This window comes from Streptomyces cupreus (assembly GCF_014257025.1).
Classification (GTDB): Bacteria; Actinomycetota; Actinomycetes; order Streptomycetales; family Streptomycetaceae; genus Streptomyces; species Streptomyces cupreus.
This window is the reverse complement of sequence record NZ_JACMSF010000059.1, coordinates 19,664-40,007: the sequence shown is the minus strand read 5'-3', so window position 1 is coordinate 40,007 and position 20,344 is coordinate 19,664. Positions and strand designations below refer to the sequence as shown.

Here is a 20,344-nt window from a genome sequence, read left to right as displayed (position 1 = left end):
ACGTCTTCTCTTACTTCACTCACTGATCAAGTTCCTGAACTACTTGGCTGAATGCGGCGCTGGGGCAGGCAGTTGAACGGCGATGCGTAGGCCGCCGTCGGCGCGCGGGGTGAGGGTGAGGGATCCGTCGTGTACGTGGATGATCCGCTGGACGATGGCCAGGCCGAGGCCGACCCCGGCGTGGTCGTTGTGGATGCGTTCGGTGCCGCGCTGGAACGGTTCGGTGAGGGTCGAGACCAACAGCGGAGAGAGCTTCTCGCCGCTGTTCTCGACAGTGAGTACCGCGCTCCCGGAGCGGACGCCGGTGCGGACCCACACGGAACCGAGTTCGGGCAGGTTGTGAACGATGGCGTTGTGCACGAGGTTCGTCGTCATCTGCAGCAGCAGCGCCGGCGACCCGGAAGCCGTGGCGATGTCACCGGAGGTGTCGATGGTGACCCCGCGCTTCTCGGCGAGCGGGAGCAGCGTCTCGGCGGCCTCTTCCATGAGCAGGGACAGGTCGACGGGCTCCCGGGTGAAGGCCTGCTTGTCGGCGCGGCTGAGCACGAGCAGCGCCTCGGTGAGGTCGATCGCCCGGGTGTTGACGATGCGGAGGCGCTCGACGAGCTCGTCGATGTCGCGGTGCGGATCGCTGCGGGCCACGTCGAGAAGGGCCTGCGTGGTCGCCAGCGGTGTGCGCAGTTCGTGCGAGGCGTTGGCGGCGAACCTCTGCTGCTCGGCGACGTGCGCTTCGAGCCGCTCCAGCATGGTGTCGAAGGCATCGGCGAGTTCACGGAACTCGTCCCCGCGGCCCGGCAGCTGGATGCGGTGGGAGAGCGATCCGCTGGTGGCCATGCGGGTGGCGTCCGTGATGCGGGTCAGCGGAGCGAGCATGCGGCCGGCGAGGATCCACCCTCCCACGAGGCCGAACACCAGCAGGAACGCCAGTACCGCGGCCGCCCTTGGAGCGAATACGTCCAGAAGGGCGGACCGGACGGGGAAAACACCGCCGAGCTTGTCTTTGTCCTCGGCGTTGTTGAGCATCGCCTGTTCGGGGACGTAAGCCAGGAGGAACACCCACACCGCCGCCATCAGCAGGGCGCCGGCCAGCATGAGGAATCCGGCGTAGCTGAGGGTGAGCTTGACGCGAACGCTCACACCACGATGCCTATCCACGGCTCTGCCCCTCGCGTTCGGTGCCGGGTGCCGTGTCGATGCGGTAGCCGACGCCCGGCACGGTGGCGATGATCCAGGGTTCGCCGAGACGCTTGCGCAGAGCCGAGACGGTGATCCGCACGGCGTTGGTGAACGGGTCGGCGTTCTCGTCCCAGGCCCGCTCCAGCAGCTCCTCGGCGCTGACGACACCGCCTTCGGCGGCGACGAGGACTTCGAGTGCGGCGAACTGCTTCCTGGTCAGCGCGACATAGCGGCCGTCGCGGTGGACCTCCCGGCGGAACGGATCAAGCCGCAGACCCGCGATCTCCCGCACGGGAGGCCTGCTGTGCGCACGCCTGCGGTCGAGTGCCCTGAGCCTGAGGACGAGCTCTTGCAGTTCGAACGGCTTCGTGAGGTAGTCATCGGCGCCGAGCTCGAACCCGGTGGCCTTGTCGTCGAGGCGGTCGGCGGCGGTGAGCATGAGGATCGGCATGCCGCTGCCGGAGGCGACGATGCTCTTGGCGACCTCGTCACCGCTGGGCCCGGGAATGTCCCGGTCGAGGACGGCGATGTCGTACGTATTGATGCTCAGCAGCTCCAGCGCGGTGTCGCCGTCACCTGCGATGTCCGCCGCGATGGCTTCCAGGCGCAGGCCATCGCAGATGGCCTCTGCCATATAGGGCTCGTCCTCGACGATCAACACACGCATACTCCGAGGCTACGAGCCCGGACATATCGTCGTCGTATCGAAAACCGCATACGGGACAGCAACATGCCGCGGCCTTGACTGCAGGCATGACCCTCAGGACCTTCAGCGGAAAGCCCCGAGCCGCGGACCGCCGTAACCGATCGACCCTCCTCGGGGCCCTTGCGATCGCCGGCACGACGCTGGTCGGCGTTCTCGGCTGCCAGCCACCGGAATCCTCGATGTCCTCGGCCACGTCGCCCTCATCAAGCGCGACATCCTCCTCCTCGCCGAGCGCGACATCCTCCTCGGGCGCGCCGCCTGCCGCGCCCGCATTGCCGGGCGAAGCTTCCTCCCGCCGGGGGCATGGTCCACTCGGCGAGGCGGACGGCGCCGTCCCCGACGGGCCCGGTCGTCGGGTGGGGAGTCGTTCATCGTGGCTCTCCTGGCATGGGTAGTCAGGCCGCCTGTCCGTAGCCGTCCACGCCTGGTGGTCCGTCGCCGCGTAGCGGGCTGAAGTCGACGTCCAGGTGTGGGTCGCACGCTTCGGGCTGCAGGCCGAGTCGTGGGTGGAGTACTCGCCGAAGCGGCGGATGTGCTCGGTCAGGTACGGCCAGATGTGGGCCAGGTCCTCGGGGTCGATGATGCGGCCCTCTTCCTGGAGCTGGCAGACGATCGCCGCGATGTCCAGGGCGTTATGGAAGATCACCGCATTGGTCAACAAGGCGTTGAACTTCGCGGTCTTCTCCTGCTCGACGGGGTCGTTGTCGGTGATGACGCCGCCGCTGCCGAAGCCGATCCACTGGGAGAACCCGTTGAACGCCTCGACCTTGGTTCGCCGCCTTTGGCACAGTGCCCTCCGGCAGGTCGACCGCACGGCGCACGAAGTCGACGACCGTGTCCGGGATCTCGTCCAGCTTTGGGAAACACCCCATGCGCTGGTACGACTTCAGCGCCAGCAGAAGGGCCAGCAGATGCTCATCGCCATCGGTCAGGCCGGAGGCCCACTCGACCTCGTCACGGCTCGGCGCGAAGAACAGATGAAGCTCATGCGCGGTGATCAGCCGCTTGAACCGCGGATACGCGGTCCTCTCGATCGAGGTCACAACCCACTCCGCCCCAAGACGAAACCCAACGTCACCACCAACGACACTGGGCCGAACGGGTGACGGGCAGAGGTGCTCAACGCTCCAAGATCATCCCGTGGCGGGTTTCTGGCGTATCTGGGTCACACCCTCAAACGGCCCCCCCGGGGTTACCTCACCCACGACATGGTTGCCCTGGGCTACGTGTGATTCATCACAGTCAGTTACGTTGTGCACAATTTAATTGGTGGCTAGCGTTTGGGGTCGACACCGCCGCACAGGGAGGCAACATCATGGATCCCGTCCGCTACGAGGATTACCGCCCCGCCGAACGTCCGACCTACCAGGGGGAGTTGGACGCAGTGGTCGCACAGGTGGCCCAGCGCACCCGCGCGTCGGTGGAGCGCGAGACCGTCGGGCGCGCCGTCCGCACCGCCCATGGAAAGACCTACGGCCTCCTCAAGGCCACTGTCACGGTCGGTGACAACCCGGGCTCCCACAGGCAGGGCATCTTCGCCCGGCCCACCGTGTACGACGCCGTCGTCCGCTACTCCAACGGTCTGGGCCACCAGCGTCCCGACCACCAGCTGGGCGCGGCGTGCGGGATGGGCATCAAGCTTTTCGGGGTGCCCGGCACCTCACTGCTGGACGACGAACCGGACACCGGCACCTTCGACCTCAACCTGATCAACAACGAGGTCTTCTTCGCGAACACCGCCTACGACTACATGGTCATCGAGGAGTTGTTCGCGGAGCTGCCCGAGGGCCTGGCGAACCCCGCCCGCCGCAAGACCTGGATGGCGGAGTTCCTGACCCGCCGGGGCACGCTCACCGACCCCGACCGGTGGCTGTGGGACGAACTGTTCGCCATGCTCTCGTTCACCACCGTCCCGCGCAGGAACCTGCTGTCGTACATCTACAACAGCATGGGCGCCTTCCGGTACGGCGATCACATCGCCAAGATCCGCACCGTGCCGACGGCCGAGTCGCTGGCCTCCCTCACGCACCAGATCGTGGACGTGCGCGCGGACAACGAGGCGTTCCGCCGCACTCTGGTCGCCGAGGCCGCGGAGCGCGACCACTCCTTCGAGCTCCAGGTGCAGCTCAACACCGATCTGTCCCGCATGCCGGTGGACAACACCTCCGTGAAGTGGCCCGAGGAGTTGTCCCCCTGGGTGACCGTCGCCCGGGTGGACCTCCCGCGTCAGGACATCGGCGGGGACGACAACGTGGCGGCCGCCGACGCCACGTCGATCACACCGTGGCGCTCACGCGAGGAGCACCGGCCCATCGGCGAGATCCAGCGGGTGCGGCAGGAGGTGTACCGGCGCTCGTCCATCGAGCGGCACCGCATCAACGGACAACAGCGGCGCGAACCGGTCAGCAGCGCACACCTGCTCGACTGACCCGGCCAAGCCCTGTCCCGCCGCCTGCGCTGTCCGCCGGGCAATCCGGCGGAGCCCGTCCGTCCTACCCCTGCTCGGGTACGGCCATCTCGCCCAGCAGTGACCAGTCGTCCTGCGGAATGGTCGCGTTCACGATGCGGGGTGTCTCGATCAGGTGGGGCGGCAATGTCTGCTGCGCGGCCCTGAAGTGCGCCGACTGCACGTGAGCAGCGCCTGCTTCGTCGTCGCGGAAGGCCTCGACCAGGACGTACTCCGTGGGATCCGTCACGCTTCGCGACCAGTCGAACCAGAGGCAGCCGGGCTCCCGGCGCGTGGCTTCGGTGAAGTCGGCGGTGATCTCCGGCCACCGGTCGGCATGTTCGGGACGGACTCGGAACTTGGCGGTGATGAAGATCATCAGCCTTCCTGTCTCCTCGTGAGGCGTGGTGACACGACCGTACGACGTCAGCCGCGCAGGGGCAGTTCACCCGCGCCAGGAAGTGCCCTGTATGAGAGGGAAGCCATGCCTTCCCTCTCATGAACAGGGTCAGGCGGTGGGGTCGAGGAGGATCTTGCGGACTCCGTCGGAGCGGTCGGCGAACAGTTCGTAGGCCGCAGGGCCCTGGGAGAGGGGGAAGCGGTGCGATACCACGACCTCCGGCTTGATCCTGCCGGCCTGGGCGAGGGCGATCAGGGCGGGGAGTTCGTAGTGGATCGAGCAGAGCCCGATGGCGAACTCGAGTTCCTTGATCTGCGCCAGTCCCATGTGGAAGGGGAATGCCTTGTTCTGGCTGACCCCGATGACGCTGACCCGGCCGGCCTGCCGGACGGCCTTGAGGGCCAGCTCGATGGTGGCGTCCGAGCCCACGGCCTCCACCACCGCATCCGGTCCGCGTCCGCCGGTCATCTCCCGTACGGCGGCCTTCGTGTCCTCGCCCTCGACCGGCTCGACCCCCAGGGCGGTGGCGAAGGCGCGGCGCTCCGCGACCAGGTCCGCACCGAGCACGCGTGCGGCGCCCATCGCGAAGGCGGACTGGGCGGCCATGAGGCCGACGGGGCCGAGGCCGATGACCAGCACGGTCTCGCCGGGCTGGATGCGGGCGCGGCGGCAGCCGTACCAGGCCGTCGGGGCGTTGTCCGTCAGGATGACGGCGGCCTCGTCGGAGATGCCCTCGGGCAGGTGCACCAGGTTGATGTCGGCATACGGCACCGCGAGGGCCTGGGCCTGGCTGCCGGGGAGCTGTGGGCTCACGCCGTAGCAGAGTTCCGTACTGGACTTGGCGCGCTCGCACCGGGCGGTGAACCCGGCCGCGCAGGTCCGGCACCGGGTGCAGCCGGCCGAGGCGGGCACCAGGACCCGGTCGCCGGGCTTGAAGCGGGTGACCTGGTCGCCGGTGTCGACGACCACGCCGACACACTCGTGTCCCGGTGTGTAGCCCAGCTCCGGGCTGAACGGGTTGCCGTGGTAGATGTGCAGGTCGCTGCCGCAGATGCCGGCTGTGGTCACCTGGACGACCGCGTCGGTGGGGCTGGTCACGGCCGGGTCGGGGACATCGCCGTAGCGGATGTCGTGACGGCCGTGGTAGGTCAGTGCCTTCATCGGATCGCTCCCTCCCCTCTGCCCGGTCAGTCCGCGATCTTCAGCACGAGCTTGCCGTGGTTCTCACCACGGAACAGGCGCATCAGGGTGTCGGGGAAGTCCGCCACTCCACCGGACACCACGTCCTCAAGGGACTTCAGTCGGCCCTCCTCCCGCCACGCGGCCATCTGTGCGATGCCCTCGGCGTAGCGGTCGGCGTAGTCGAAGACCACCATGCCCGTCATGGTGGCCCGGTTGACCAGCAGCGACAGGTAGTTGGCGGGGCCCTGCGGCTCGGTGCTGTTGTACTGGGAGATCGCGCCGCAGACGATGACGCGGGCGCCGCGGGCCAGCCGCAGCAGCACGGCGTCCAGGACGTCGCCGCCGACGTTGTCGAAGTACACGTCGACGCCGTCGGGGGCGTGCTCGCGCAGCGCCTTGCGGATGTCCTCGCTCCGGTAGTCGATCGCGGCGTCGAACCCGAACTCGTCGACCACCATCCGGCACTTGGCCTCGCCGCCGGCGATGCCGATGACCCGGCAGCCCAGGATCTTGGCGATCTGACCGACGACGCTGCCGACCGCCCCTGCCGCACCGGAGACGACGACCGTCTGGCCCGGCTCGGGACGTCCGATGTCGATCAGGCCGAAGTAGGCTGTCAGGCCCGACATGCCGAGAGTGCCGAGATACGTCGGCAAGGGGGCCGCCGCCGGATCGACCTTGGTCACGCCGAGCCCGTCCGACACGCAGTACTCCTGCACGCCGAACGACCCCGACACATGGTCCCCGACCGCGAAACCGGGGTGCCGTGAGGCGATCACACGTCCCACCGCACCGGCGCGCATGACCTCACCGATCTCCACCGGGCGGATGTAGGACCTGCCCGCGTTCATCCAGCCGCGCATCGCCGGATCGATCGACAGACAGAGCACCTGCACCAGGAACTCCCCGTCGCCCGGCTCCCCGACCGGCTCCTCCACGTGCTCCCAGTCGGTGGGCCGCGGCTCTCCCACAGGACGTGCGGCCAAGCGCACCTGGCGGTTGGTTGTGCTCATCTTCGGCGGCTCCTCGGAGGTCGCGTTCGACTGGCGGCGCGTCACGATCGGCAGATCGTCCGTCGTCGTGAACTGAGATGGATATGCAACATACCAGCCGGTCGGTATGGCTCGCGAGCCTACGGTGCCGAGGAGTGGGAGGCAAGGGATGCCGATCACGTGACGGTCGGGGAAGCCTCGGTGGAGTGCCGCCCTGGGCTCAGCCCCAGGTCCTGCCGGCCGGTTCCTTGATGGTGCGGTTGATCCGGTTGAAGAAGTTGGTCAGCGCGATCTCCAGGTTGATCGCGCCGATCTGCGCCTCTGTGAAGTGGGCGTTGACCTCTGCCCAGATCTCGTCCGTGACGCCCGGCGCACCGTCCTGCAACCGGGTGGCGGCCTCGGCCAGCGCCAGTGCCGCGCGTTCCGCGCCGGTGTAGAACGGCGCCTCGCGCCACGCCGCGACGTTGTGCAGCCGCTCGTCGGTGTCACCGGCCTTCTTCCCACCGGCGACACTGGCGTGGACACACGCCGAGCAGCTGTTGATCTGGCCGGCGCGCAGGTGGACCAGCGCGAGCAGCGTCGGGTCGACGCCCCCGGCGGCGATCGCCTTCTGGAGGTGCCGGATCGCGGTCCACACATCGGGGTTGTTCGTGTTCTTGTCCTTGAGCCGGTTTTCCATGGGGGAGTGCTCTCCCTCATCGGGTTACCCTGCCGCGCCTGCGCGCGTCATCCCTATGACGGGTCCCGCGGACCCGATCGTGGTCGATGCCTTCGAGTCCCACCGTGACCGGCTCCGCACCGCGGCGCCGGAGTGCGGGAGGTCATCCTCACCTCGATGGTCAAGCGACCGGACCTGGCGGTCCGCCGGACCATCACCGACGCCCACCGCGGCAATTTGCGGCCCGGAGAGATCTCGTACGACCTCGCCAACGACGGTATGGGTTGTACGACGTCAGGTGGCCACGTCGACGACACCGTGCCGCGCCTCGAAGCGCTCAAGGCACAGCGCATCCGCGCACTCAAGGAGTCGGTTCCCGCAGCGGACCCACCGGTGCCGTGCGGCGACGGGTGACCACGGCGGGGACGAGCCGCCCACGGCTGTCGTGAGCCGCTGGCTATCCGTGCCCGCACGGAGAGCGACTGCCGTACTGGCACTGATGTGGTGAGGGCGGCCGCTTCGGGAGAGTGAAGGCACCGACATCCTTCCGGACGGCTCGACCACCGGAGGGACAACACGTCGAAGGGAAGCTCCACATGAACGCAACTGTCCGACGGACCGCCTATGCCCTCGCGGCCGCTGTTTCCGCCCTCCTCGCGCTGATCGTGGTCACCTCGACCCAGGCCGACGGCGGCGGGGGCCCTGCCTCGGCTGGAAGGCCGACCTGAGGACGCCGAGCGGCGGGGCGGGCAGCGGCACGATCTACGTGATCTGCGCGCGCTGACGCACCGCGAACCGTCCTCCACCGTCCGGCGGCGCCACACCCTTCGTGGCGCCGCCGTCGTGTTTCGCCGCATCTGCTTGCGTCGAGCAATCAGCGCCCGGGTCAGCGCACCTCGCGCGCGTAGGGCGCGACGGTGATCCGGTCGATCAGCGGTGCGTGGCGGGAGCGCAACAGTACGCCGGGGAAGGTGTCCGAGACGTAGGTCGTGCCGTCGAAGTTCGGCAGTTCCTCGGAGCGGAAGGCGATGGTGTTCTGTCCCTTCTTGAGGTGGACCGGCACGGTCAGTTCCCAGAAGTTGTTCTGGTGGAAGCTGTGCGGGAAGCTGACGCGCCGCATCTCGCCGCCGTTGACGCTGATGTCGGCGTGGCGGGCGAGTGGGTCCGGGTTGTAGTGGGTGGCCTCCGACTGTTCGGGGTTGGAGTAGCGGATGCGCAGCGCGTACAGGCCGGCCCCGTCCGCGGAGACGGTGAAGGTCGCGGTGTTGCCGTTCCCGGGGTCGCCGCCGATGCCGGTGATCGCTGTGCCGTCGGTGGCGAGGGACAGCGGGGTGAGCGTGGCCGAGCCCGCGAGCTTCGCGTCCTGTGCCTCGTATGTACGCGTCGGGAGTGCGCCCTGAGCGGGCGTGACCGTGAGGCGGTCGACGAGCGTCGTGGACGAACCTCCGGTCAGCGTCACCTTGTTGACGCCGCCGGAGAGGGAGACCGCCACGCTGCGCTTGCCCTGCGACAGGCGCAGGACGTCGTGCCCGTTGACGGAGAGCCGGGCACCCGTGCCGTCGAGGGTGTCGACCTTGAGGGTGGCCTCGCGGTCGGCGGGGGAGTAGACCCAGAACGTCGCTGTCTGGCCCTTCCTGAGCTGGACCGCGCCCGATCCCGTGGCCGGCTGCTTCGGCAGCTCGTAGACGGGCTGCGCCCCGCCGGCCGGCCAGGCCAGCTCACCCTCGTACACCTGGGTGTCGGCCGAAGCCTCCGGCAGGGACAGAGTGAGGCGGTCGACGATCGCGTCTCCGGTGGTGGCGCGCTTGCCGTCGAGGCTCTTCGCGGCGAGCGTCAGGGTGTGCTTGCCCTTGGTGAGCTGGACCTTGGTGTCGGTGTGGTCCCACACCACCCATTTGTAGGCGAGCGGCAGGTGCAGTTCCTGCTCGCTGTCCGCCTTGCCGTCCACGCGCAGGAAGACGTTGGTCGGGCCCTGCTCCTTCACCCGGTCGTAGGTGTTCAGGGAGTTGGCGAAGACGCTCAGGTCGTAGGTGCCGTCCTCGGGCACGTCCACGGTGAAGTCGAGCGTGAGGTCCGAACCGGTGCGCAGACCGCCGACGTTGTATCCGCCGGAGGTGTAGAACTTCGACACGTCGCGCGGCGAGCCCTCCGGACCGTTCTTCGTGTAGCCGGAGCCGGTGTGGGCGGCGTCCTCCGCCTGGTACGAACCCTGCCAGCGCACCGGCGGGGCTTGCGTGCCCTTCGCCTTCCCGGCCGGGCTGAGGACGATCTCGTACGCCGAGGACTCCTTGAGCGTCGGCAGCTCGCCGTCGCCGAAGTCGACGACCACCGTGCCGTCGTCATCGACCTTGAGGTTCGTCTCCGTGAGCAGCTTCGGGCCGGAGTTGTCGCCGACCTGCCCGCTCCACTCGATCTCCCGCACCCAGGCGTGCGCGCGGTCCCCGAAGAGCTTCTTCGGGACGTTGTCGAAGGTGATGTGGCCCTTGCCGGTGGACCCGCCGAAGATCAGCCGGGCCTGCTTCTTCTTCTCGTCCAGCGTGGCCACGCCCTGCATGGTGTAGTTCTCGCCGGGGAACGGCGGAGCCACCTTGACCGTGTGACCGCTCATCGAGGCGTACGCGTTCAGGAGCCACCACTGGCCGTTGCCGCGGTTCGACTGCACCGCGGAGTCGGAGAGGTTGCCGTCGATGTTCCAGTACGCGATGTCGGCGTCCACCTTGGACTCCTCGATCGCGGACACCCACTGGATCATCTGGCCGGGGACCGAGGTGTGGTAGTTGAAGGCGTACTCGTTGATGTTGATGGGGAGTTGGGTGCCCGCACGGTCGGTGTCCTTGAAGAGGTCCTTCTCCCAAGCTCGGTACTTGGCGACGCTCTCGCGCACCGCCTCCGGGTGGCTCAGCTCGTGCCAGGTGATGACGTCCGGGAGGGTGCCGGCGGCCAGGGCGTGGGTGAGGAAGCCCTTCACCTGGTCGTACAGGACGCTGGTGTTGGGGCCGGCGATGCGGGCGTCGGGCATCTTGCCCTTGATGAGCTGGTAGGCGTCGTCCCAGGCGGCGAAGTAGTCGTCCGGGTCGCTCAGCCAGCTGACCTTGTCGTAGCTCCATTCGCCGGTGCCGAACATGTTGCCCTCGGGCTCGTTGAACGGCACGAAGACGATGTTGTCCTGGTACTCCTCGGGCAGCTTCAGGACCTGGTCGACCTGAGCCGCGATCTTCTCCTTGTAGAGCTTGAGCTTCTCCTCGGGGCTGTCGCCCGGCCACTGGTACGGGAAGCCGCGGTGGATGTCGGTCATGTAGATGTAGACGTCGCCGTTGGCGGAGTCGGCCAGCGGCTTCACCACCTCCAGCGCGTCGGCACCGGGGTGCTGCGGACCGTCCTGCGCCTTGGTGGAGACCGTGCGCAGGCCCATGCCCTCGATGAGGTTGTTGGTGGGGACGTCCGGTCCGTACACGCCGTAGAGGGTGCCGGAGGCGCCGCCGTGGAACGCGCCGGTGTTCGAGCCGAGATCGACGGTGAGCTGCCCCTCGCGGACCACGGTGACGGTCGCCTGCACCGCGCGCCCGGCCGCCGTGCCCGCCACCGTGAAGGTGCCCGGCCGGGCGTACTTCTCGGACGGTACGGCGTCCCAGGTGATCGGTGTGTCGCGGTCGTAGCCGTCGGAGAAGGAGGAGCGGACGGCGGCCGGGAGGGACGGGGCGGTCCCGGTCGTCGTACGCACCGCGAAGGTCGTCTTCGAGAGATCCTGAACTGTCGGCACGGTGCCGACCGTACCGGCCACTTGCTCGGCGCTCAGCGCCGCGTGCCACACGGTGAAGTCGTCGATCGCGCCCTTGAGCAGCGGGTCCGGCCAGAAGGACTTGCCGATGTAGCCGGCCGCCGTGGCCGAACCGTCCAGCAGCTCCTTGGCCTTGATGCCGGTCGCGGCGGAGGAGACCGCCACGCCGTCGAGGTAGGTGGTGAGCCGGCCTGCGGTGGTGTCGAGGGTGACAGTGACCGTCCGCCACTCGTCCGCGGGAAGCATCGCGTAGCCGCGGACCTGGGCCTCCGCGCCGCCTCCGCCGGTGGTCACGGAGGTCTGGAACAGGCCGCCCCCACTGTACGGGGTGCTGAACAGGTACTTGGTGGTGTTTGTGCCCAGATCGAAGATCCGCTGCCAGGGCGACTTGTCGCCGCTCCACTTCACGCGGGTGGAGACCGTCAAGTCGGTTGCGTCGCCGACGACTTCGCGGGGCAGGCGCACGTACGCGCCGTCGGAGGTGGGCATCCCGCCGGGCAGGGCCAGCGCCTTGCCTCCGTCCGGGCCGGCGACGGACTGGGCGGTGGAGCCGTTCACCAGCGTCGCCGTCAGGCCGTTGCCGGAACTGTCGGCGATCCGGCCGGAGGCGAGGTCGTCCTGGTCGAAGGTGTAGCGGGCGGCAGGCCGGGGCGCCTCGGCCGCCTGTGCGGGGGCGGCGGGTGCGGCCAGCAGGCCCGCGCCGAGTGCCAGGGCCAGGGCGGCCGGGGCGCGGCGCCGGGATGATCTGTCAGGGGATGACATGGATTGCGTCCTCAATCCTTGAGTAACAGCAACTCGAACCGGTTCGATCTCCTGAGCCCGGCTTCGGGGGATGTGCGGATCGGGCTCACGGTCGCCGGAAGGATCACCTCATCGAACCGGTTCGGTGAAGCTAGCATCGGGCAACCCGGCCATCAATCCCTCCGACCCGCGCAACTTCCGGGCCCACAACGGGATTGCGCGAGTGTGGTCAGGGGTGTTGACAGGCGTTCGGGCGGTTCCTACCGTCACTTCACGCGAACCGGTTCGATAGCCGGTCAGCACATCCAGCCGTCGAACCGGTTCGAGCAACGAGCAAGGAGTCGCCGTGAACATCGGTGAGATCGCCCGGCGGGCCGGTGTCTCGCGGAGCACCGTGTCCTACGCGCTGAGCGGCAAGCGCCCGGTCTCGGACGACACACGCCGGAAGATCCAGCAGGTCGTCGACGAACTGGGCTACCGGCCCAGCGCCAGCGCCCGCGCCCTGGCCAACGGACGCACCAGCACGATCGGCCTGGTGTTCCCACCGGCCGGGAACCACTACACGGGCATGCAACTGGACTTCATCGGCAGCGTGGTGGAGGCCGCCGCGGCCTACGACTACGACGTGCTGCTGTCCCCCAGCGGCATGGACAGCGACCGTTCCTTCCAGCGCCTGCTCGGGGAGCGGCGGGTCGACGGCGCGATCCTGATGGAGATCAGGCTGGAGGACGACCGGGCCGACCACCTGGCCGCCCTGGACTTCCCCTCCGTCGCCATCGGCCGCACCGCCCGTCCGGAGGGCGCCTGGTGGGTCGGCCTGGACCACACCGCTCTGGCGGCGGCGTGTGTCCACCACCTCGCGGACCTCGGCCACCGCCGGGTCGCCTTCGTCAACCGGCCCGAGCAACTGCTGCGGTCCGGCTACGAGTCCGCGCAGCGCGGCCTGGACGGCTTCACGAAGGCCGCGGCCGAGCGCGGGCTTACGGTCCGGACGTACTGCTGCGGGGACGACGCCGCCTCGGGCCAGACCTGTGTGGAACGGATCCTGCACGACGACCCGGCCACCACGGCCCTGGTCACCCTGAACGAGGCCGCCCTGGGCGGCATTTACCGGGGGCTCGCCAAGGCGGGCCGCCATGTACCGCGCGACTTCTCCGTCACCGGAGTGGTGGCGAGCCGCTGGGCGGAGACGGTGACCCCGCAGCTCACCGCGGCGGACGTGCCGGCGGCCGACATGGGCCGGCTCGCCGTCGAGCTGCTGGTGGAGCGGCTTGACCACCCTGACACGCCACCTCGCCACCACCTGCTCACGCCGCCCATCTCCCTGCGGGCCAGTACCGGTCCCGCAGGAGCCACGCGGGCCGATACGACTGCCTGACCACTCCCACACAAGCCTCCTCCTCGCGCCGCCGCACGCTCGAACCGCTCGACGGCGCCGTCAGCCGTGCCCGCTTCTCCTCGGCACCCACAGCCTCGGCACCCACAGCCTCGGCACCCACAGCCTCGGCACCCACAGCCTCGGCACCCGCATGCCCAAAACCGAAGGAACCGCGATGAACAGCTCCTCCAGGCGGCGCCGTCTGACCGCCGCAGCCCTGACCGCCCTGGCCGTCACCACCACCGCCACCGCCTGCGGCTCCGGCTCGGACGGCGCCGGGTCGAACGCGGCGGACAGCGGGACGTACACCATCTGGGACCCGTACCCGCAGTTCGACAAGAGCTCGGCCTGGGCGAAGCTGCTGGACCAGTGCGGCACCGAGGCCGGCGTGAAGATCAAGCGGACCGCGTTCGACACCAGCGACCTGTCCAACAAGGCGTTGCTGGCGGCGCAGCAGGACAACTCCGCGGACGTCCTCATCGTCGACAACCCGGTGGTGTCGACCCTCGCCGAGGCGGGCGTGCTCACCACGACGGACGACAACAAGCTGGACACCTCGAAGGCGGAGCCCAACCTGCTCGCGGCCGGCCAGTCGGGCGGGAAGACCTACGGCACGCCGATCGGCGCCAACACCCTCGCCCTCTACTACAACAAGGCGGTGCTGAAGGAAGCCGGCGTGGACATAGCCTCGATCAAGGACTGGACGTCGCTGACGGCGGCGCTGGAGAAGGTGAAGAAGGCCGGCAAGAAGGGCATCACCTTCTCCGCGATCGGCACCGAGGAGGGCAGCTTCCAGTTCCTGCCGTGGTTCTGGGGCGCGGGCGCGAAGCTGACCGAACTCGACTCGACGCAGGCCGTCTCCGCGCTGTCCCTGTGGAAGGACTGGCTGGACCAGGGGTACGCCCCCAACTCGGTCATCAACAACACCCAGACCACCAGTTGGCAGGAGTTCGCGAGCGGCGACTACGCCTTCGCCGAGAACGGCACCTGGCAGCTCGCGAACGCCGAGAAGGCCGGCTTCGACTACGGCGTCCTGCCCATACCCGGCGCCGACGGAGCCAACGCCGCGGCCCCGACCGGCGGCGAGTTCGTCACCGTCCCGGTCCAGGGCGACACCGGCCGCTACGCCATCACCCAGAAGCTGGTGTCCTGCCTGACCAGCACCGAGAACCTCTACGACACCGACACCACGCTGTCCTACGTGGCCCCCACCACCGAGGTCCAGGACAAGCAGGTGGCCGCCGACGCCGAGTTGAAGCCCTGGGTCGACGCGGTCAAGGCGGCCAGGGGCCGCACCAGCGACGACCTGGGCACCAAGTACCCGAGGATCTCCGAGCAGATGTGGAAGGCCGTCCAGTCCGCCCTCAGCGGCTCCCAGTCGCCGCAGGACGCCCTGACCGCCGCCCAGTCCGCCGTCAAGTGAGCGCACCCCGGGGCCCGTTGATGAGCCACACGACACAAGCGCCGCACCGCCGACCCGTGCCGGGCCACGGTGGTGCGGCCCCCGCCGCACCGCCCCGGGCACGCCGCCGCCCCAGCTCCCAGCTGGGGGTCCCCCCGGGCGAAGCCTGGGGGAGGGCCGCCTGGGCCTTCCTCGCCCCGGTCACCCTCTACCTCGCCCTCTTCTACGCCTATCCGCTCTACCGCAACATCGACCTGAGCCTGCGCAACTACACCGTCCGTTCCTTCGTCCAGGGCGACGCGCCCTTCACGGGCCTGGAGAACTACCGCACCGTCTTCGACGATCCGACCTTCGCCCCCGCCCTGCTCCACACCGTGGTGTTCACCGCCGTGTGCCTGGCCTTCCAGTACGCCATCGGCCTGGCCCTCGCGGTCTTCTTCAACCAGCACTTCCGGCTCTCCGCCACCCTGCGGGCCCTGTTCCTGGTGCCCTGGCTGCTGCCGCTGATCGTGTCGGCCTCCACCTGGTCATGGATGCTCAACAGTGAATCGGGCATCGTCAACGCCCTGTTGGGCGCCGTCGGCATCGACCCGGTGAACTGGCTGACCTCGCCGTCCTGGTCGCTGACCTCGGTGATCATCGCCAACATCTGGATCGGCGTACCGTTCAACCTGGTCGTGCTCTACAGCGGCCTGCAGTCCGTCCCGGCGGGCCTGTACGAGGCCGCCGCCCTCGACGGTGCGAACGCCTGGCAGCGCTTCTGGCGCATCACCTTCCCGCTGCTGCGCCCGGTGTCCGCGATCACCCTGCTCCTGGGGCTGGTCTACACGCTCAAGGTCTTCGACATCATCTGGATCATGACCAGGGGCGGCCCGGCCGACTCGTCCACGACCTTCGCCACCTGGTCCTACCAGCTCGGCTTCGGCAACCTCCTGCCCGCTTTCGGCCCGGGCGCGGCCGTCGGCAACCTGCTCGTGATCGCCGCCCTGGTCTTCGGCCTGATCTACGTCCGGGTCCAGCGAAAGCAGGCACTGTCATGAACCGAAACGGCAAGCGCACCTGGGGAAAGACGGCCATCGGCCTGCTGCTGACCGGGATCATGCTCTTCCCGGTCTACTGGATGCTGAACGTGTCCTTCACCCGCGACCAGGACATGCGCAAGAGCCCACCCGACCTGCTCCCCCTGAACGGCACCCTGGCCGGCTATCGCACGGTCCTCGACGAGCAGTTGCCCTACCTCGGCACCAGCCTCGTCATCGGACTGGGCACCGTCGTCCTGACCGTGGCCCTGTCCGCCCCCGCCGGCTACGCGCTGGCCAAACTGCGCCCGCGGGGCGGCGGCGCCCTCGGCTTCGTCCTCCTGGCCGCCCAGATGATCCCCGGCATCATCATGGCGATGGGCTTCTACGCCATCTACCTCCAACTCGGCCTCCTCCAGACCGTCCCCGGCCTGATCGTCGCCGACTCCACCCTGGCCGTCCCCTTCGCCGTCCTCATCTTCACCGCGTTCATGTCCGGCATCCCCGGCGAACTGCTCCAGGCCGCGAAGACGGACGGCGCCGGGCCGCTGCGCACCTTCTGGTCGATCGTCCTGCCGATGAGCCGCAACGCCGTCGTCACGGTGTCCCTGTTCGCGTTCCTCTGGTCCTGGTCCGACTTCGTCTTCGCCAGCACGCTCGCGGGCGGCGGCGCCCACGAGCCGATCACGCTCGGCATCTACCACTACATCGGCAACAACAACCAGGAATGGAACGCCATCATGGCCACCGCCGTCGTGGCCTCGCTGCCCGCCGCGCTCATCCTCGTCCTCGCCCAGCGCTACGTCGCCGCCGGTGTGACCGCCGGTGCCGTCAAGGACTGAGTTCCCTTCCCCCTGTCCGAGTCCCCGTGCTCGGAGAAACGAGTCGTCCTTTCATGACCGCCGCCCTTCCCGGCCCGGCCTTCTCCGTCAACGACATCCCGTTCAGCACGCACGGATCCTGGTTCGACATCTCGCCCGTGGTGGCGGAGAAGACATACGCCGAGGATCTCCACCTCGTCTCGCACCGGAACGGCATGCACGCCGTCCTCCGCCTCGTGCCGCTCGACACCACGACGGGCGAGCGGGCTGAGACCCGCGTGGAGGCGACACCGAGCCTGCTCAGCTGGATCGGCGCGACCGGCCAAGTCGACCTCGCCTACGAGTCGCCGGACACGGTACGGCTGCGTGGTGCGGGGCTGTCGCTGCGGGTCCGCGCGGCGGCCCCGGAGCTGACCCCGTTCAGCGGCACCTACTTCTTCCACGACGCGGCCGCCGACGCCTATGTGTTCACCTCGTACGAGACCGGACACCGCTACCGCGTCACAGTGCTCTCCGGCACGGTGACGGACGTGTGCGGCAGCCAGGCTCTTGGCGGCGCCGACCGCGGTCTCGCCCTCGCCGCCGACAGGGACGGTTCCTGGGAGATCGCGGTCGAGGAGATCGACACCGCCCGTCCGCCGTACGCGCCGACGGCCGTCTTCGGCAAGATCGTCGAGGCCGCGCAGAACGCCTTCGCGGACTTCGTCGACACTGTGGCCCCCTGGCGCTCGTCCGCTACCCCCGCGGCCGAACTCGCCGCCCACGTCCTGTGGTCCGCGACCGTTCGCCCGGCGGGGCTGGTCACCCGGCCCGCCGTGTTGATGTCCAAGCACTGGATGGACAAGGTCTGGAGCTGGGACCACTGCTTCAACGCCCTCGCCCTGGCCCCCGGTTGCCCCGAACTGGCCTGGGACCAGTACCACCTGCCCTTCGACCACCAGGACGAGACCGGGGCCCTGCCCGACTCGGTCACCCACTCCGAGGTCCTGCGGAACTTCGTCAAACCCCCTATCCATGGCTGGGCGTTCGGTCATCTGCGCCGCAGGCTGACCACGCCTCCGGGTCCGGCGGAACTGGCCGAGACGTACGACAGGCTGGAACGCTGGACCGACTTCTGGCTCACGCCCCGGCGCGCACCCGGCGCCGATCTGCCCCACTACGAGCACGGCAACGACAGCGGCTGGGACAACGCCACCACCTTCGACCCCGAACGTGTGGTCGTCACCGCCGACCTGGCTGCCTTCCTCACCCTCCAGCTTCGCGAACTCGCCGACCTGGCACGTCACTTGAACAGACCGGACGACGCGGATCGGTGGACGCGTGCCGCCGAGGCGACCCAGGCGGCGATGCTCGACCAGCTCTGGACAGGTGACCGGTTCATCGCCCGGGGAGTGGAAAGCGGCGACACCTGGCACACGTCCAGCCTCCTCGACCTGATGCCCATAGTGCTGGGCGAGCACCTGCCGGACGAGATCAGCGGCGTGCTGGCCGACCGCATCGAGGCCCATCTGACCTCGTACGGCCTGGCCACCGAGCTGCCGACCTCGCCGCACTACCTCGCCGACGGCTACTGGCGCGGCCCCATCTGGGCTCCCGCCACGGTCCTCATCGAGGACGGACTGCGCCGCAGTGGACATGTCCGGCTCGCGGACGAGATCAGCGCCCGTTTCCGCACCTTGTGCGAGACCCACGGCTTCGCCGAGAACTTCGACGCCCTGACGGGGAAGGGCCTGCGCGACCGCGCCTACACCTGGACCGCCGGCAGCTACCTCCTCCTCGCCGAAGCGCACGTGGGCCGTTCCCTTGACAGGAGGTCGTCGGCCGGACTTTCTTAGATGCGTTGCGTATCGCGCTGCTGTTGTGCATACCTGTTGAGGACCCCGGCGACGCCCCTATGAGGATCGAGCCCCGAAGGAGTACGCCGCGTCTCGCTGCGGTGAGAGGGCTTCGACTGCCCCGGCTGTGCCTGGCCCGAGCCGGAGCATCGGCAACGAGCCCGCGTTCCTCTACCAGCTCTTCGTCCGCGGCCTGGGCACCAACAACCCGCCGGACTGTTCCAACATGTGAAGGCCAAGCGGCGGGGCGCCCGCGTCATCGCGGTCAACCCGCTGCCCGAGGCCGGGCTGCTCCGGTTCAAGAACCCCCGGCCGGGCTTCCGGCATCATGCACTGGGCGGGGCGGCGAACCCCGACTGTGGCCTGGGCGTTGAGCATCGCCCCCGTCCACCTCACCTCGGCCTACCTGGACGGGTCTGCGACCAGGTAGGCCGCTCCTACGAGGAGGAGCGTAAACGCCGGGTGGACACCCGAGTGCTGCGCCAGCCGCCGGCGGACCGGGGCACGCATCCCACGGCGGGCACAGTCGCGCAGCGGGTCCGCCCAGGACTTGCCTGGCTTTCGACGCAGGGCTGTTGGCGACTACTTCGTGCGCAGCATGAGGGCGTGGCGGGTGTTGTCGCCGTAGACGCCGGTCTCGTCCCCGCGAATGCCGTACCGCTCCTGGAATCGGGCGACGGCCTGTTGCACCTTGGTGTCGAAGCGGCCGTTGATGGCTCCGCCCGGGTAGGCGTGCGGAATCTGGAGCAGACGTACCTGCAACTCGTACACCCCATGGCCACTGTCGCCGTGGCGCAGTACCCCGGTGCCCGGGATCTCGGGGAGAGAGGTATTGCCGGGCGTCGGCCGGCCCGGTTGCCCGGAAGGCGGGGCCGGGACTGCGGGTGCGGGCGTCTCAGGCAGTGGCAGGTCCGGCTGTCCCAGTGAGGCGGGTGGCACCGCCGGTGCGGAATTCCCGTTGCCGAGCAGCGAAGAGGCAACGATCAATCCGCTCACGACACCCAGTCCGAAGACTCCGGCCACACGGGTTTGTCGCCGGTCGGTGACGCGCCGATGTCCTCGGCTTCCCTTCGGCTCATCCGTGCGAACGGATTTGGGGTGCTGTGGCGCCAGGGAGGGCGGGGCGACGAGGCGATCCGCTGACGAAGCCGAGCCTTGGTGGTCGGCCGAGCGGGGGGTGCCCGCAGGTGGGTCGGTCGTGCAGCGCGCGCCGTCCGGGGAAGTGGCCGAGGGCGGGAAGGCGGCCGACGGCTCGGGACACGTCGGGCCTGCGTCGCTCGTGACGGGAGGCTTTGCCGCCTCTGGTGGCGGGACTGCCTCCCGTCGCATACCGCGTGACCACAGCGGCCCGACCGCGGCATCCTGCGGGGCCCGGTGCACGCGACCGCGGTGCGGCGGGTCCGCGACGGACGGTAAGAGGCCTTGCGGAGGGGCCGGAACCAGCTCAGGTCGAGGCCCCACGCCCTGTGTCCGTCGGTACGGCGGCGGGGTGGGATGAGCGGAGCCGCCGTTCCCGCCTGCTTCGCTGTGGCGATCGAAGGACGGCGGCCGGCTTGGCGGGTGTGAGGTCCGCCGATACTCCTCCTCCATCGCGTTCAGGTCGGCGCGTGCGGCATCCAGCGTGTCCAGAATCGTCTGAAAGGAGTCCTGGACTTCTTGCGCGGGGTCACGCCCCGACGTGCGGGCTCGGAGCGGTTCGGCGTCGTTGAATCCCATCGGCAGTCCTCCTCGACCAACCTCCGAGGATTCCGGGCCGATCACACCAGCGATCTGTGAACCGGCCCGTATGCCAGGAGTGTTGGGTCGTTGT

At 69.0% G+C, this 20,344-nt stretch carries 18 protein-coding genes; 8 read left to right on the top strand and 10 right to left on the bottom strand.

Annotation, left to right across the window (positions count from 1 at the left end):
- Positions 1-39: 39 nt before the first annotated feature.
- From H4N64_RS35940 to H4N64_RS35930, 4 genes are read right to left on the bottom strand one after another with little or no spacing between them, the layout of a single operon-like run.
- Positions 40-1,137, bottom strand: coding sequence for an ATP-binding protein (locus tag H4N64_RS35940; RefSeq protein WP_186286781.1), 1,098 nt, complete (start codon positions 1,135-1,137; stop codon positions 40-42).
- A gap of 10 nt (positions 1,138-1,147) precedes the next feature.
- Positions 1,148-1,843 carry a response regulator transcription factor gene (locus H4N64_RS35935; protein ID WP_186286779.1) on the bottom strand — a complete coding sequence of 232 codons (696 nt, stop codon included), beginning with the start codon at positions 1,841-1,843 and terminating at the stop codon, positions 1,148-1,150.
- Positions 1,749-2,618 carry a Tn3 family transposase gene (locus tag H4N64_RS46990; protein WP_418896322.1) on the bottom strand — a complete coding sequence of 290 codons (870 nt, stop codon included), beginning with the start codon at positions 2,616-2,618 and terminating at the stop codon, positions 1,749-1,751. The genes H4N64_RS35935 and H4N64_RS46990 overlap by 95 nt, the downstream gene beginning before the upstream one ends.
- Positions 2,515-2,925, bottom strand: a complete 411-nt coding sequence (locus H4N64_RS35930; RefSeq protein WP_336246896.1) for a DUF4158 domain-containing protein — start codon at positions 2,923-2,925, stop codon at positions 2,515-2,517. Before H4N64_RS35930 ends, H4N64_RS46990 begins: the two co-directional genes overlap by 104 nt.
- A 272-nt stretch (positions 2,926-3,197) precedes the next feature.
- Between H4N64_RS35930 and H4N64_RS35925 the strand changes: the two genes are divergently transcribed.
- Positions 3,198-4,310 (top strand): catalase family protein, encoded by a 1,113-nt coding sequence (locus H4N64_RS35925; protein WP_186286778.1) that lies wholly within the window; start codon positions 3,198-3,200, stop codon positions 4,308-4,310.
- Between the two features lie 64 nt (positions 4,311-4,374).
- Here the strand turns inward: H4N64_RS35925 and H4N64_RS35920 are convergent, their stop codons facing one another.
- The 4 genes from H4N64_RS35920 to H4N64_RS35905 all read right to left on the bottom strand — a co-directional run bounded on the left by H4N64_RS35920 (position 4,375) and on the right by H4N64_RS35905 (position 7,581).
- Positions 4,375-4,707, bottom strand: coding sequence for a putative quinol monooxygenase (locus tag H4N64_RS35920; RefSeq protein WP_186286776.1), 333 nt, complete (start codon positions 4,705-4,707; stop codon positions 4,375-4,377).
- Positions 4,708-4,836: 129 nt separating this feature from the next.
- Positions 4,837-5,889, bottom strand: a complete 1,053-nt coding sequence (locus tag H4N64_RS35915; RefSeq protein WP_186286774.1) for an alcohol dehydrogenase catalytic domain-containing protein — start codon at positions 5,887-5,889, stop codon at positions 4,837-4,839.
- 26 nt (positions 5,890-5,915) lie between these two features.
- Entirely contained in the window at positions 5,916-6,923 is a 1,008-nt protein-coding gene (locus tag H4N64_RS35910; RefSeq protein ID WP_186286772.1) for an NADP-dependent oxidoreductase, read from the bottom strand.
- Between the two features lie 199 nt (positions 6,924-7,122).
- Positions 7,123-7,581 carry a carboxymuconolactone decarboxylase family protein gene (locus H4N64_RS35905; protein ID WP_186286770.1) on the bottom strand — a complete coding sequence of 153 codons (459 nt, stop codon included), beginning with the start codon at positions 7,579-7,581 and terminating at the stop codon, positions 7,123-7,125.
- 156 nt (positions 7,582-7,737) lie between these two features.
- On the opposite strand from H4N64_RS35905, the gene H4N64_RS35900 reads away from it, so the two are divergent.
- On the top strand, positions 7,738-7,974 hold the full coding sequence (locus tag H4N64_RS35900) for a hypothetical protein (protein ID WP_186286768.1): 237 nt from the start codon (positions 7,738-7,740) through the stop codon (positions 7,972-7,974).
- A gap of 182 nt (positions 7,975-8,156) precedes the next feature.
- A complete protein-coding gene (locus H4N64_RS45860; protein WP_260860178.1) occupies positions 8,157-8,288 on the top strand; it encodes a hypothetical protein in 132 nt (43 codons plus the stop codon).
- A 158-nt stretch (positions 8,289-8,446) separates the two neighbouring features.
- Here H4N64_RS45860 and H4N64_RS35895 read toward each other — a convergent pair whose 3' ends face one another.
- Entirely contained in the window at positions 8,447-12,100 is a 3,654-nt protein-coding gene (locus H4N64_RS35895) for a LamG-like jellyroll fold domain-containing protein (protein WP_260860177.1), read from the bottom strand.
- A gap of 325 nt (positions 12,101-12,425) precedes the next feature.
- Here H4N64_RS35895 and H4N64_RS35890 point away from each other — a divergent pair, with 325 nt between their 5' ends.
- The 5 genes from H4N64_RS35890 to H4N64_RS35870 all read left to right on the top strand — a co-directional run bounded on the left by H4N64_RS35890 (position 12,426) and on the right by H4N64_RS35870 (position 18,534).
- Entirely contained in the window at positions 12,426-13,457 is a 1,032-nt protein-coding gene (locus H4N64_RS35890; RefSeq protein WP_186286766.1) for a substrate-binding domain-containing protein, read from the top strand.
- Between the two features lie 175 nt (positions 13,458-13,632).
- Positions 13,633-14,880: a sugar ABC transporter substrate-binding protein gene (locus H4N64_RS35885; RefSeq protein ID WP_186286765.1), complete on the top strand. Its 1,248-nt coding sequence runs from the start codon at positions 13,633-13,635 to the stop codon at positions 14,878-14,880.
- A 20-nt stretch (positions 14,881-14,900) separates the two neighbouring features.
- Entirely contained in the window at positions 14,901-15,899 is a 999-nt protein-coding gene (locus H4N64_RS35880; RefSeq protein ID WP_186286763.1) for a carbohydrate ABC transporter permease, read from the top strand.
- On the top strand, positions 15,896-16,720 hold the full coding sequence (locus tag H4N64_RS35875) for a carbohydrate ABC transporter permease (protein WP_186286762.1): 825 nt from the start codon (positions 15,896-15,898) through the stop codon (positions 16,718-16,720). The genes H4N64_RS35880 and H4N64_RS35875 overlap by 4 nt, the downstream gene beginning before the upstream one ends.
- A gap of 53 nt (positions 16,721-16,773) precedes the next feature.
- Positions 16,774-18,534, top strand: coding sequence for an amylo-alpha-1,6-glucosidase (locus H4N64_RS35870; RefSeq protein WP_186286760.1), 1,761 nt, complete (start codon positions 16,774-16,776; stop codon positions 18,532-18,534).
- Positions 18,535-19,116: 582 nt separating this feature from the next.
- Here the strand turns inward: H4N64_RS35870 and H4N64_RS46550 are convergent.
- Positions 19,117-19,305: a peptidoglycan-binding domain-containing protein gene (locus H4N64_RS46550; RefSeq protein WP_336246895.1), complete on the bottom strand. Its 189-nt coding sequence runs from the start codon at positions 19,303-19,305 to the stop codon at positions 19,117-19,119.
- Positions 19,306-20,344 lie beyond the last annotated feature (1,039 nt).

What these genes read in the sequence shown, in the direction of transcription:
- H4N64_RS35920 (WP_186286776.1), bottom strand. Translation starts at nt 4,707, where the DNA reads ATGATCTTCATCACCGCCAAGTTCCGAGTCCGTCCCGAACATGCCGAC.
- H4N64_RS35875 (WP_186286762.1), top strand. Translation starts at nt 15,896, where the DNA reads ATGAACCGAAACGGCAAGCGCACCTGGGGAAAGACGGCCATCGGCCTG.
- H4N64_RS35885 (WP_186286765.1), top strand. Translation starts at nt 13,633, where the DNA reads ATGAACAGCTCCTCCAGGCGGCGCCGTCTGACCGCCGCAGCCCTGACC.
- H4N64_RS35935 (WP_186286779.1), bottom strand. Translation starts at nt 1,843, where the DNA reads ATGCGTGTGTTGATCGTCGAGGACGAGCCCTATATGGCAGAGGCCATC.
- H4N64_RS35925 (WP_186286778.1), top strand. Translation starts at nt 3,198, where the DNA reads ATGGATCCCGTCCGCTACGAGGATTACCGCCCCGCCGAACGTCCGACC.
- H4N64_RS35900 (WP_186286768.1), top strand. Translation starts at nt 7,738, where the DNA reads ATGGTCAAGCGACCGGACCTGGCGGTCCGCCGGACCATCACCGACGCC.
- H4N64_RS35895 (WP_260860177.1), bottom strand. Translation starts at nt 12,100, where the DNA reads ATGTCATCCCCTGACAGATCATCCCGGCGCCGCGCCCCGGCCGCCCTG.
- H4N64_RS45860 (WP_260860178.1), top strand. Translation starts at nt 8,157, where the DNA reads ATGAACGCAACTGTCCGACGGACCGCCTATGCCCTCGCGGCCGCTGTT.
- H4N64_RS35880 (WP_186286763.1), top strand. Translation starts at nt 14,901, where the DNA reads ATGAGCCACACGACACAAGCGCCGCACCGCCGACCCGTGCCGGGCCAC.
- H4N64_RS35915 (WP_186286774.1), bottom strand. Translation starts at nt 5,889, where the DNA reads ATGAAGGCACTGACCTACCACGGCCGTCACGACATCCGCTACGGCGAT.
- H4N64_RS35905 (WP_186286770.1), bottom strand. Translation starts at nt 7,581, where the DNA reads ATGGAAAACCGGCTCAAGGACAAGAACACGAACAACCCCGATGTGTGG.
- H4N64_RS35910 (WP_186286772.1), bottom strand. Translation starts at nt 6,923, where the DNA reads ATGAGCACAACCAACCGCCAGGTGCGCTTGGCCGCACGTCCTGTGGGA.
- H4N64_RS35870 (WP_186286760.1), top strand. Translation starts at nt 16,774, where the DNA reads ATGACCGCCGCCCTTCCCGGCCCGGCCTTCTCCGTCAACGACATCCCG.